Here is a 12,610-nt window from a genome sequence, read left to right on the forward strand (position 1 = left end):
TATTTATTGGGCGGTAAAGATACGTGCTTCCTTTTTCTAATTCTTTGAATTAAAATTCTTTATTTAAATTTTAATGTTTTTTAGCTTCTTCCCAGAAAACATCCATCTCTGCCAAGGTCATATCCTGTAATTCCTTACCCAAAGTTTTTGCTTTACTTTCCAAATATTGAAATCTTCCTATAAATTTCTTATTTGTACGTTCCAAGGCATTTTCTGGATTTATTTTTAAGAAACGTGCGTAGTTGACCATCGAGAAAAATACATCTCCGAATTCTGCCTCCATCGCATCGGCATCTTTCTTTTCTACCTCTACTTGCAGTTCTTGTAATTCTTCTTGCACTTTTTCCCAAACCTGCTCTGGTTTTTCCCAATCAAAACCAACTCCAGCAACTTTATCTTGTATTCTACTTGCTTTGACCAAGGCAGGCAATCCTTTAGGAACGCCTTCTAAAACGCTAATTTTCCCTTCTTTTAGCTTTAGTTTTTCCCAATTCTGTTTAACTTCCTCTTCATTTGCTACTGTTACATCGCCATAGATATGTGGGTGTCTATGAATTAATTTATCACAGATTTCATTAGCCACATCGGCAATATCAAAATCATTGGTCTCACTTCCAATTTTTGCATAAAAAATGATGTGTAGCAACACATCTCCTAGTTCTTTTTTTACTTCTTGTAAATCATTCTCCAGGATAGCATCTCCTAATTCGTAGGTTTCCTCTATAGTTAAATGTCGCAAGGTTTCCATGGTCTGCTTTTTATCCCACGGACATTGCGCCCTTAATTCATCCATTATCGTTAGTAAGCGATCAAATGCTTCCAATTGTTTTTTGCGCGAATTCATTATACTATGTTCTTTATAAGGTACTTACTCTGGCTTTTACTGTATTGTATTCTTGAACCATGTCTTCAATAATATTTTTTGCGGGTTTAATATCATGAATTATAGCAGATACCTGACCTATCTCTAATTCGCCCTCCTCCATATCGCCTTCAAACATGCCGCGTTTTGCACGCGCTCTTCCTAACAAAGTTATCAAGTCTTCTTTGGTTGTACCTGCTACATACTTGGCTTGTATATCTTCATAGAATTTATTTTTAAGCAGACGTACAGGAGCCAGTTCTTTTAATGTTAAATGTGTATCTCCTTCCTTAGCTGCAACTACGCTATCTTTAAAAGATTGGTGAGACGATGCTTCTGTACTCGCTACAAAACGACTCCCTACTTGCACCCCATCTGCTCCCAAAATCATTACCGCTAACATAGCATTTCCAGTAGCAATACCACCAGCAGCGATCAAGGGTATTTTAATTTTTTCTTTGACGGAAGGAATAAGTGTTAATGTTGTGGTTTCATCTCTCCCATTATGACCACCAGCTTCAAAACCTTCGGCTACAATGGCATCTACACCCGCTTCTTGTGCCTTTAAGGCAAACTTTACGCTACTTACCACATGTACTACGATAATGCCTCTTTCTTTTAAAAAAGAAGTCCATGTCTTCGGATTACCAGCAGAAGTGAATACAATTTTTACTCCTAGTTCTATAACGATATTCATTAGTTGATCTAGATCTGGATACAGCATAGGGATATTCACCGCAAAAGATTTATCTGTTGCTTTTTGGCATTTAATAATATGCTCACGCAAGACCTCTGGATACATAGACCCCGCACCTATAACTCCTAGACCACCCGCATTAGAGACAGCAGAAGCCAAACGCCAACCGCTAGCCCAAATCATCCCTCCTTGTATAATAGGATATTGAATATCAAATAATTCTATTAGTCTGTTTTGCATCTTTTATGAAATTACACCTGAACCTATTAGATCATCTTTTAAATACCAAGCTACAAATTGACCTTCGGTAATTGCGGATTGTTTTTCTTCAAAATCTACATACATTCCCCCTTCAACCTTATACAAGGTTGCTTTTTGCAACTCTTGGCGGTAACGTATACGTGCCAGCACTTGCATAGAATCATCCGTTTGAAGCGCTAGATCTGTTCGCACCCAATGTAATTCTTCATTTGAGACAAACAAAGTTCTTCGGTACAAGCCTGGATGAGTTTTACCTTGCCCTGTATAAATGACATTTTCATCAACATCTGTTTCTATTACGAACAAAGGTTCTTTAGTACCACCAACATCTAATCCTTTACGCTGCCCTTTGGTAAAATAATGCGCCCCTTGATGGTTTCCTACAACTTTTCCGTCTGTTACTTGATAGCTTGGCTTTTTAGAAAAATAAGCCAATTCTTCCTGCTTAGAAGAAAACTCAGAAGGCGCTGCATCAAATTGCGAAATCGTAGAAGGTACTTCTACAATCACCCCTTTTTGTGGTTTCAACTTTTGTTGTAAAAAATCTGGCAACCGCACTTTACCTATAAAGCAAAGCCCTTGCGAATCTTTTTTATCTGCCGTAATCAATTCATTTTCCGCAGCTATTTTACGCACCCCTGGCTTTAACAACTCGCCTATAGGGAAAAGTGTTTTTGCCAACTGCTCTTGTGATAACTGACACAAAAAGTATGATTGATCTTTATTAGGATCTTTCCCAGCCAACAATTGATACGTTTCTGAACCATCCTTATTCTCAATGGTTCCTTTTCTACAATAATGGCCTGTTGCCACAAAATCTGCACCCAATTGCAGCGCAATTTTCATGAAAACATCAAATTTTATTTCTCGATTACAAAGAACATCAGGGTTTGGTGTACGCCCTTTAGCATATTCATCAAACATATAATCAACGATACGCTCTTTGTATTCTACACTCAAATCTACCGTCTGAAAAGGTATTCCTAATTTTTCAGCAACAATCATCGCATCATTACTGTCTTCTAACCAAGGACATTCATCTGATATGGTTACCGTATCATCATGCCAATTTTTCATAAAAAGACCAATCACCTCATACCCTTGCGCTTTTAATAAATACGCGGCAACACTAGAATCAACACCACCCGAAAGGCCTACAACAACTTTTTTCATTTTTTAAATAAATAGGAGCACAAAAATACAAAATTAGATGCTCAAAAACACGTACTCGCAGGCTCAGTTCCTAATTTCATTTCTGTTCCTTTAATTTAAAAGAGACAAGAATCCGATTAAACAATTCATGTTATTTTGTTAAACTTTTATTAAAATTAGTTAAACAAACGCAACCTTTTCAAAAACTTCTATCTTTATATTGTTTAACATTTAACTCATAACATTAAACAATAATTTAAAATTAAACATTTATGAAAACAAATTTCAAATTCAAATCCGTATTTTTCGCCCTATTCTTATTGACTTTTATTGTAGCTTGCGATGATGATGATTCCGATAATCCTGTAGTACAAGAATCTACTACTATAACAGCACTAGCTATTGCAGATCCAAACTTATCTAGTTTAGTAGCTGCACTTACTGCTGCAGATGGCGGATTACCGTCTGTATTACAGGGCGATGGACCATTTACCGTATTAGCACCAACAAATGAAGCGTTTGATGCCTTTTTGGGTGACAATTCTTTAGAGGACATCCCAACCGATGTATTGACACAAGTATTATTAAATCATGTCATTAGCGGTAAGATTGAAGCTGCAGACTTAGCTGCGCTTACTGCTGAAGGAAGCTACTATGCTTCTACGCTAGCAGATGGAGCCAAAGCAGATACTAACATGAGTATTTATTTTGAAACAGAAGGCGCAGTTACCTTTAATGGAATTTCTGAAGTTATCGATGCAGATATTCAAGCAAGTAATGGTGTAATTCACAAAGTGGATGCTGTTATTACACTACCTTCAGTTGTTGATTTTGCATTGGCAGATGATCGTTTTTCTTCTTTAGTTACTGCTTTAACAGCCGATTCATCATTTGAATATGTAGGCGCTTTAAGCACAGCAAATGGTACTGCACCAGCACCGTTCACGGTATTTGCACCAACTAATGATGCCTTCACTGCGCTCTTAACGGATTTGGAATTAACACAATTGAGTGAAGTTCCTGTGGCAACACTACAAACAGTTCTAGAATTACATGTAGTTCCTAGTGCCAATGTAGTTTCTTCAGAATTAGCAAGCTTAGACGGTCAGGCAGTAGCCACACTAGGAGGTAGTGACATTACTATCAGTGCATCACCAGCTGGGATTGTAGGACCAGGGGAAGATACTACTCTAAATCCTATCGTCATTGCAGATGTACAAGCATCTAATGGAGTAATACATGCTATTAGCAGGGTTATTAGATAATACTTTAGATACCTTATTGGTATTATATAACAATATAGCAAAGAGGCTTACTAATATAATTAGTAAGCCTCTTATTTTATACCCTATATTTTTATGTTACAACACCAAAGGTTTATTTAATATACAGAAATGGGCATTTGGCAACTATTATTTTAAAAAACTTAGTCTTTGTCGCATCTTTGAAGTCCCAAATCTTACCAAACAAACCGCAATAAAAAAGCTCCTAAGCAAGTATAAACTTGACTAAGGAGCTTTTTTTATTTGTAACAAATCTAGCTTACTTTTTTCCTGTATTTTTCTGAGCTTCTGCCTGTTCCATCATCTCACGCATTTTACGTTGGAATTTATTTTCTTTCTTAGGCTTCTTCTTATTCTCTTGAATTTGTGCATGTATTTTTGCATCATCAATAATGAAATTCTTGATCGCTAACATAATAAATATAGTAATTAAGTTAGAGATAAAGTAATACAAACTCAATCCACTAGCATACCCGTTGAAGAATACTAACATCATTAATGGAGAAAGATACATGATAAATTTCATGTTTGGCATTCCCGGTTGTTGTGTCATATTCTGTCCTGTAGTCATCATCATATAAAAGAAAATTGCAATAGATGCTAGAATTGGAAACAAACTAACATGATCACCATACACAGGTATTGTAAATGGCAACTGCGCTATTACATCATAAGACGATAAATCATCTGCCCATAAAAATGGCTTTTGACGTAAGGCAAAAGAAGTTGGAAAAAAACTAAACAGTGCATAAAAAATAGGCATCTGAATTAATGCTGGAATACATCCACTTAATGGACTTACCCCTGCTTTGCTATTCAGTTTCATGGTCTCTTGCTGCTTTTTCATAGCATTGTCTTTGTATTTCTCATTGATCTCTGCAATTTCAGGTTTTAACACCTTCATTTTAGCTTGAGATAAATAGGATTTATACGTTACTGGAGACATGGCCAAACGTACCATTATAGTCATAATGATAATCGCTATCCCTGCAGGCAACATTCCACTTAAAAAAGTAAATAACGGAGTAAACACATACCTGTTAATCAACCCAAAGATTCCCCAACCAAAAGGAATAGAATCTTCTAAATTTAATTCTTTGTATTGCGCCAATACCTTTACATCCGTAGGACCATAATACCAGTTCATTGCATAGCTTAATTCACCTCCTACTAATTTCAGTGGTGCTTCAGAAGCATAATCTTTCATATATTTTTGCGTATGCGACTCATCTTCTACTAAATTCTTAGAAGATAGGTTTGCGGTTGCAAAAGGAGTATCCGTGACTAATATAGAACTAAAGAAATGCTGACGGTATGATAACCATTCCACATTCTCTTCCGTTTCATCATCCTCATCGCTACTATCCGACAATTTACTAATCTTACCATCCTCATGGCTGTAGGTAAGTCTTGTGTATCTGTTAGAGTATTTTATACTTTTAGAATGACGAATTGCTTTTAGTTTCCAATCTAAATTAATTGGCTTTTGAGCATTAATGATACTATTTAATCCTTGAGATTTTATAGAGAAATCTACCAAATAATCATCTGGTTTCATCTCATAACGATACTCTAAAAACTGATTCTGAGAAACCTTAGCTTTCATAGAAAGCACTTGGTTATCACCACTTGTAGTTAAAGAGGGTTCAAAAAATAAATCAGCAGTATTTAAATTGCGATTATCACTAGTAGAAAAATTTAAAGCAAATGAAGCATTACCATCTTTTACTAAGTAAACAGGAATAGAATCATAGGTATTAAAATTTTTCATTTTAGCCTCTATAATCTGGCCTCCTTTGTTGCTTATAACTAAATAAACAAGACTATTTTCTAGAACCGTAGTTCCTTCTGAAGGCTTTGTAAAACCAAAGGCTCCAATGGTACTTTTATAATTTGCTACAGCCGTAGAATCCTGTAAGTTTAATACTGGTGCTTTTTCTATTTCGGTATTTGTTTCAACTTTTTGCTCCTGAGCTTTAGCATCAATTAGCTCTTGTTCTGCTTTTTTTGCGGCTACCTCCTCATCTGATGGCTGATTTTGCCAAAACATAAAAAGTAATATTCCAAAAATTAATACAAAACCAATTATCGACTTAACGTCTAATTTCTTTTCTTCCATTTATCACTATTAAATAAATCTAATGCTATTGTTGCGCATTTCTATTTTGAACCGGTGCAAATATAGCCCCAATTCTATTGTTTGTGCCATAGTGGCAGGTAATCTTATATTTTATGATCTAATGCTGCTTTCACAAAGCCAACGAATAAGGGATGCGGATTTAATACCGTACTCTTATATTCTGGGTGGTATTGTACACCAACAAACCATGGATGGGTAGGAATTTCTACAATCTCTACAAGTCCCGTTTCTTTATTTATCCCAGAGGCTATCATTCCTGCTTTCTCTATTTCTTCCTTGTAATCGTTATTAAATTCATAACGATGACGGTGACGCTCTGATATTTCTGTAGCCCCGTGGTAAATTTTACTAGCAAGACTTCCTTTTTTCAATTCACAATCCCAACTCCCTAAACGCATCGTACCACCTTTATTGGTAATATTCTTTTGCGCTTCCATTAGGTTAATAACAGGATGCTCTGTACTCTCTAACATTTCTGTAGAGGTAGCATCTGAATATCCTAATACGTTTCTAGAAAATTCAATTACAGCCATTTGCATTCCTAAACAAATACCTAAAAACGGAATTTTGTTTTCTCTTGCGTATTGTACTGCTTTGATCTTACCCTCTATTCCTCGCTCTCCAAAACCAGGCGCAACTAAAATTCCGTTTAACCCTTTTAATTTAGCCTCGAAATTTTTATCGTTGATGTGTTCTGAATGAATAGAACGTACATTAACCTTTACTTCATTTACAGCTCCGGCATGAATAAAAGATTCTAAAATAGATTTATAAGAATCTTGTAATTCTACATATTTACCAACCAAACCAATAGTAACTTCATGTTTAGGGTTTTTATGTTTATTCAAAAATTGATTCCATTGATCAAGGTTTGGTCTTGTAGTATCTGGCAAACCTAAACGTTGTAAGGTTACCGTATCTAAACCCTCCTCTTGCATTAAAATAGGCACATCATAAATAGTAGATGCATCTATAGATTGAATAACAGCTTCTCGTTTTACATTACAAAACAAAGCCAATTTATGCTTGATCTCATCAGAAATCTCATGCTCTGTTCTACACACAAGGATATCTGCTTTAATACCGCTTTCCATCAAAGTTTTAACGGAGTGTTGTGTAGGCTTCGTTTTAAGCTCACCAGCAGCAGATAAATAAGGAACTAATGTTAAGTGAATTACGATACCATTGGTATCTCCTAATTCCCAAAGTAATTGGCGTACCGCTTCAATGTATGGTAAAGACTCAATATCACCAACAGTACCTCCTATTTCGGTAATCACGATATCATAATCGCCACTTTTACCTAAAATTTGGATTCGCTCTTTAATTTCATTGGTAATATGAGGAACAACCTGTACTGTTTTACCCAAAAACTCTCCTCTACGCTCTTTTTCAATAACACTCTGGTATATTCTACCTGTAGTAACATTGTTTGCTTGAGAAGTTGTAGAGTTTAGAAAACGCTCATAGTGGCCAAGATCTAAATCGGTTTCTGCACCATCATCAGTCACATAACATTCCCCATGTTCATAAGGGTTTAATGTACCTGGATCAACATTTATATATGGATCTAATTTTTGGATGGTAGTTCTATAGCCTCTGGCCTGTAATAGTTTGGCTAAAGAAGCTGCAATAATACCTTTACCGAGCGAAGAGGTAACCCCACCGGTTACGAAAATATATTTTGTCTGTGACATGAAGCGTTAGGTTGTTTTCTTAACGCAAGCAAAAATACAAATTGCTACCACATATATTGCTTATTGTTTAGGAAAATCTTTCTGAATTTTATAGATAAGACCTTCTAAGCCATTTATTTTAATCTCCGTCATGGCTTTTAATAAGTCTCCTAGCTTACCTTCAGGAAATCCTTTCTGTTGAAACCATATTAAATACGGCTCTGGAAGCGCTACCAAATAGCGGCCTTTATACTTCCCAAACGGCATGCGATAATGCGCTAACTCTATAAGCTTATCTGTATTTGGTTGTATTTCCATGAAAATAACGGATTTAAAAACTTTTAAAAGTGAGGTGTAAACTTATTGTTTTAAAAATAGAAAACTTCAAATTTCAGGAGCAATTTCACGAATACTTTCTTATCATTTATGCAAAAGAATTTTAAAATGATAAAAAGATGTACGCTAATTTTATTAAATGTCTAACTTACATTTATTGATTAAAATACTATATATTTGATTCTTATCACTTAAATATTGGAAAATGGAAAGACGTAAATTCATTGGAACTGCTGCTGTTGGATCATTAGGTATTGTTTCTTGCCAAGCCGCAAGTACCCCTATAAATTCTGAAAAAAAAGATTTTGTTTTGAAAAACAATATTAATCACAGCGTTTGCCATTGGTGTTTTGGTAAAATTCCATTAGAAGATTTTTTAATTACGTTAAATGAACTGGGTGTTAAAGCTGTAGATTTAATGGGACCAAAAGAGTGGCCTCTATTAAAAAAATACAACATTCACTCCACCATGTGTAATGGTGCCGAGATAAGCCTTACTGAGGGCTGGAATGACCCACAGTACCACGAGGTATTAATCAAAAATTATTCTGAAATGATTCCGAAAGTAGCCGAGGCCGGGTACACCAACCTCATCTGTTTTAGCGGAAACCGAAGAGGAATGGACGATAAAATAGGGTTACAAAATTGTATTGACGGACTATCTAAAATAATGCCCTTAGCAGAGAAGCATGGCGTAGTTATACAAATGGAGTTATTTAATCAAGTGAACCATCCTGATTATATGTGTGACACCTCAGCTTGGGGAATTGAACTTTGTAAAGGTTTAGGGTCTGAAAGTTTTAAATTACTGTATGATATTTATCACATGCAAATTCAAGAGGGAGACATCATCAGAAGCATTCAAAATAACCATCAGTACTTTGGTCACTACCACACTGCTGGAGTTCCGGGAAGACATGAAATTGATGAATCTCAAGAGTTATATTACCCAGCAATTATGAGAGCTATTCTTGCTACTGGCTATACGGGGTATGTAGCTCAGGAATTTATACCTGAAAGAGAAGATAAAATTGAATCTTTGAAACAAGGATTTCTAATTTGCGATGTTTAAAACATTGCAAATTAGTTGCTCAATAATTTCTGAAGTTTAATCTGCCAAGCTTCTTGCTGGTCTCGGTTACGAGAAAAATTAGTTTCAGAATCATACAGATTCTGAAACTCATTGAGCTCTTTATTGATTTGATTGTAAATGGCTTTTACTTCCGCTTTTGCCTTATCAGTAAAGCTTGCCTTATTCAAGCGTTCTAAAAATTTCCTGGCATATAACTCTGTAATATCAAAATGCAACTGCTCATGCTTCAAAATTACATCATTACACACCTCTGGCCGGTACCAAGATTCCTTAGGATAGAAATGTGATTTTACTTCAAAATTTATTTCCAGAGCAGCATCATTTTTACGAAGCGTAGAAAAACTATAGGTTAACCCGCTTGCCGTTACCGCTGCAGCCCTAGTATTCGTAGGCTCCCCTTTAAAATCTGCCCAACTTAATTTGACATCTGGATTCCATAAAATGATGTCTTCATCTTGCGCTGAAAGCGGCAAAACAAAAAAGAATAAAAACGCGGATAAAATTTTTATAAATCCCAATGATATGTTATTACTTTTTCAATATCTGGATGCAAACTAAAATGAACAGGACAGGTATTTGCTGTATGCTCTAATATTTTTCTGTTTTTATCAGAAATAGCATTTGGCAAATGTAGCTCTACTTCTATCTTAGAAATTCTTCTAGGATCTATTGCCATATGTTTTGTCACTGCCGCTGTAGCACCCTTTAAATCTACCTCTAGGCCATTTGCTTTAATACCCATCATAGTCATCATACAACTTGCTAAGCCTGTTGCAACAGTATCTGTGGGCGAGAATGCTTGCCCTAATCCATTATTATCAACAGGAGCATCTGTTGTAAATTTATTTCCGGAAGCCATATGCTCACAGCTATTACTTAATGCTCCTAAATAGGTAACTTTTGATGTCATCTTTTAATCTAATTGTTTAATCCACATTTCGTCATACGCCATGATATAACTGGAATGATTGCGGTATCCTGCAGCGCCCTCTCTTGTGTAATTGAATTTATTTGCACTATACTTTGTTTCCCCAACAAATTTTGAAGCTTCAAAAAGATTTTGTTTGTATGCCAATTTTAATAAAACATCAAACGTAATATCAAAACCTCTACGTGCAAATTTATCTGGAGATTTCCCTTTGTTCATTCTCTTATAAGCAGCCTCAAAAGAATCAGCCTTATCTTCCCCATCAACAGAAGGATAAGTGAATGATAAATACGAAAGGTGTGTATGATTTATTTTATCACTGTCAAAAGCTTTTCCTTTATTCGTGGTAAATACACGGATTTTTCTTTTATCAGTAATAGAAGCATTCAATACAGATACTACACTGTTAATAGTGTTTAACTGATCTGTTTCTAAGAAAACCCAATTCTCTTGACTGGAAGAGAGTAAAGCTACAATCTTATTTTTCATTGCATATTTCTCTACCAACTGTAAAGACTTTGCATTTGGAAATTCTTTAAGAATCACTTCTTTTGTTGCTTTATGCTCATCATCAGCAATAACCACTATATTTTCTGTTCCTACATTCTCTTTTACATAAGAAAACATATGCTTCATCAAATCACTATCAGAAGGCACTGTATAAAATACATTAGAAAGACTAATATCGCTTTTAGCTGGCAACGGTGCTATCACTGGAATTTGGTTTTGCCCTACACGAACCGCAACCTCTTGTAAGGACTGAGAATCTAAAGGACCTATTATAGCATCCGCATTTTTAAGTTCTGGCTTAGCCAATAATGCTCTAGTTTTTTCAACACTTTTCTCGGTATCAAAAACAGATACATTCACATTTAATCCTAATTTTTTAATAGAATCTAATGCCACCAATGCCCCACTATAGAGCCCTAGGCTATAATTAGCATCTTTTCTTTTGACAATAGCATCACTAGCAGCTGTCTTATTACTCACATCTATCATATCCAACCTAAACGGTAATAATAACACCAAGTTGGGTTTTGTTGCTAAATTCATTTTACTAACAAGATCTACATTCTCGATAATTAATGAGTTTTTTACTTCAAAATCTCCATCACTATCTTTCGGAATTTTTAAAACCATTCCTGCTTTCAAACCATTTTGCAGCTCCGGATTTAAAGCCAATAATTCTTTGTACGAAAGTCCTAATTTTCTATTTAAAGAATACTCCCCTTCACCTTGTTTTACTTCATAGAAATTAAAATTCTCCGTATCAACCGACTTTTTATCCGTTTTTTTCTGAGGTATTCTAATCACCATACCTTCTTGCAAGCCTCTATCTTTGACTTCAGGATTTAAGGCTTTAATTTCTGCTTCGGTAGCTCCAAATTCTTTTTCAATACTATAGAATCCTTTTTTTGCCGGAACGGTGTACGAAATAAATAACTGAGAAGTTTGATCTGCAATAGTACTACCTGCTTTTTTAGGCAAACGCAATTCCTGACCCGATGCCAAATAGGTATCTTCTTTTGATAGGTCTGGATTAAGCACCAATAAACTATCAATAGTAATACCGTATTTGTTTACGATAGACCATCTGGTTTCTTTTGGTTTTACTGTATACATTTCAAAAAGATCACTATTAAAAGGATTCTCCTCAGGCTTCATCTTTTTGAATTTAGGAATTTTTAACGTCATTCCTTTTTTCAATTGCACAGAATACAATTCTTTATTGTATTTCTTGATAGCATCCTGGCTAACATCAAATTTTTCTGCTAGTCTAAATAGATTATCTTTTCTTTTAACCTTATAAGAAATAAAACTTGTAGGCTCTTCTTGCACAAGTATAACCTCTCCTGCTGTAGCACCACCCGCTGTCTTGACAGCAACTCCAGAAGATTCTGCTGCTTTAGCATCTAAAGGAATAATTAAAATGGTACTGGGTTTTAATTCCGCTACATTTTTTATTTCTTTATTTAAGCTTAGAATACGCTCTGGTGTTGTTTTATACTGTGTAGAAATACTATGAATAGTTTCTCCTTTTTTTACAGCATGTGTTGTAAATTTCTGAGCTACTGCCGAAAAGCTTACCAACATAAACAATAGTGTTGGTAAAAAGTATTTCGCGAATGGTCTCTGCATCTTTCTTTATTTTCTTTAGTATTGATCCTCTATAATTGAAGCT

Annotated in this window: 11 protein-coding genes; 2 read left to right on the plus strand and 9 right to left on the minus strand. The window is 35.2% G+C overall.

Annotated features, from left to right (window positions below):
- Positions 1–70: 70 nt before the first annotated feature.
- Genes mazG through mnmA form a run of 3 tightly spaced genes read right to left on the minus strand, consistent with a single transcriptional unit; the run spans position 71 to position 2,993 of the window.
- The gene (gene mazG / locus BLQ19_RS13795) at positions 71–844 is read right to left on the minus strand and encodes a nucleoside triphosphate pyrophosphohydrolase (RefSeq protein ID WP_029448505.1); all 774 of its coding nucleotides are present in this window, start codon (positions 842–844) and stop codon (positions 71–73) included.
- A 13-nt stretch (positions 845–857) separates the two neighbouring features.
- Positions 858–1,799, minus strand: coding sequence for an NAD(P)H-dependent flavin oxidoreductase (locus tag BLQ19_RS13800; RefSeq protein ID WP_074538733.1), 942 nt, complete (start codon positions 1,797–1,799; stop codon positions 858–860).
- Positions 1,800–1,802: 3 nt separating this feature from the next.
- Positions 1,803–2,993 carry a tRNA 2-thiouridine(34) synthase MnmA gene (gene mnmA / locus BLQ19_RS13805; protein WP_074538734.1) on the minus strand — a complete coding sequence of 397 codons (1,191 nt, stop codon included), beginning with the start codon at positions 2,991–2,993 and terminating at the stop codon, positions 1,803–1,805.
- Positions 2,994–3,244: 251 nt separating this feature from the next.
- On the opposite strand from mnmA, the gene BLQ19_RS13810 reads away from it, so the two are divergent.
- Entirely contained in the window at positions 3,245–4,237 is a 993-nt protein-coding gene (locus BLQ19_RS13810) for a fasciclin domain-containing protein (RefSeq protein WP_074538735.1), read from the plus strand.
- Positions 4,238–4,514: 277 nt separating this feature from the next.
- On the opposite strand, the gene yidC is transcribed toward BLQ19_RS13810, so the two are convergent.
- From yidC to BLQ19_RS13830, 3 genes are all read right to left on the minus strand, one after another.
- The gene (yidC, locus tag BLQ19_RS13820; protein ID WP_024479921.1) at positions 4,515–6,374 is read right to left on the minus strand and encodes a membrane protein insertase YidC; all 1,860 of its coding nucleotides are present in this window, start codon (positions 6,372–6,374) and stop codon (positions 4,515–4,517) included.
- A 104-nt stretch (positions 6,375–6,478) separates the two neighbouring features.
- A complete protein-coding gene (gene pyrG / locus BLQ19_RS13825) occupies positions 6,479–8,092 on the minus strand; it encodes a CTP synthase (protein ID WP_029448499.1) in 1,614 nt (537 codons plus the stop codon).
- 60 nt (positions 8,093–8,152) lie between these two features.
- Positions 8,153–8,389, minus strand: coding sequence for a DUF3820 family protein (locus tag BLQ19_RS13830; RefSeq protein WP_024479919.1), 237 nt, complete (start codon positions 8,387–8,389; stop codon positions 8,153–8,155).
- 223 nt (positions 8,390–8,612) lie between these two features.
- Between BLQ19_RS13830 and BLQ19_RS13835 the strand changes: the two genes are divergently transcribed.
- On the plus strand, positions 8,613–9,479 hold the full coding sequence (locus BLQ19_RS13835) for a hydroxypyruvate isomerase family protein (RefSeq protein WP_074538736.1): 867 nt from the start codon (positions 8,613–8,615) through the stop codon (positions 9,477–9,479).
- Positions 9,480–9,490: 11 nt separating this feature from the next.
- Here BLQ19_RS13835 and BLQ19_RS13840 read toward each other — a convergent pair whose 3' ends face one another.
- From BLQ19_RS13840 to BLQ19_RS13850, 3 genes are read right to left on the minus strand one after another with little or no spacing between them, the layout of a single operon-like run.
- Positions 9,491–10,018 carry a DUF922 domain-containing protein gene (locus tag BLQ19_RS13840; RefSeq protein WP_029448495.1) on the minus strand — a complete coding sequence of 176 codons (528 nt, stop codon included), beginning with the start codon at positions 10,016–10,018 and terminating at the stop codon, positions 9,491–9,493.
- Complete coding sequence (locus tag BLQ19_RS13845; RefSeq protein WP_024479916.1) at positions 10,006–10,410, minus strand: OsmC family protein; 405 nt, start codon at positions 10,408–10,410, stop codon at positions 10,006–10,008. Before BLQ19_RS13845 ends, BLQ19_RS13840 begins: the two co-directional genes overlap by 13 nt.
- Positions 10,411–10,413: 3 nt before the next feature.
- Entirely contained in the window at positions 10,414–12,567 is a 2,154-nt protein-coding gene (locus BLQ19_RS13850) for a LysM peptidoglycan-binding domain-containing protein (protein WP_074538737.1), read from the minus strand.
- Between the last annotated feature and the right edge of the window lie 43 nt (positions 12,568–12,610).

Origin of the sequence: Cellulophaga baltica, from assembly GCF_900102165.1 — a bacterium.
Classification (GTDB): domain Bacteria; phylum Bacteroidota; class Bacteroidia; order Flavobacteriales; family Flavobacteriaceae; genus Cellulophaga; species Cellulophaga baltica.

Bases quoted from the DNA above. Each gene is read 5' to 3' on its own strand.
- mazG (WP_029448505.1), bottom strand. From the start codon at position 844: ATGAATTCGCGCAAAAAACAATTGGAAGCATTTGATCGCTTACTAACG.
- BLQ19_RS13800 (WP_074538733.1), bottom strand. From the start codon at position 1,799: ATGCAAAACAGACTAATAGAATTATTTGATATTCAATATCCTATTATA.
- mnmA (WP_074538734.1), bottom strand. From the start codon at position 2,993: ATGAAAAAAGTTGTTGTAGGCCTTTCGGGTGGTGTTGATTCTAGTGTT.
- BLQ19_RS13810 (WP_074538735.1), top strand. From the start codon at position 3,245: ATGAAAACAAATTTCAAATTCAAATCCGTATTTTTCGCCCTATTCTTA.
- yidC (WP_024479921.1), bottom strand. From the start codon at position 6,374: ATGGAAGAAAAGAAATTAGACGTTAAGTCGATAATTGGTTTTGTATTA.
- pyrG (WP_029448499.1), bottom strand. From the start codon at position 8,092: ATGTCACAGACAAAATATATTTTCGTAACCGGTGGGGTTACCTCTTCG.
- BLQ19_RS13830 (WP_024479919.1), bottom strand. From the start codon at position 8,389: ATGGAAATACAACCAAATACAGATAAGCTTATAGAGTTAGCGCATTAT.
- BLQ19_RS13835 (WP_074538736.1), top strand. From the start codon at position 8,613: ATGGAAAGACGTAAATTCATTGGAACTGCTGCTGTTGGATCATTAGGT.
- BLQ19_RS13845 (WP_024479916.1), bottom strand. From the start codon at position 10,410: ATGACATCAAAAGTTACCTATTTAGGAGCATTAAGTAATAGCTGTGAG.
- BLQ19_RS13850 (WP_074538737.1), bottom strand. From the start codon at position 12,567: ATGCAGAGACCATTCGCGAAATACTTTTTACCAACACTATTGTTTATG.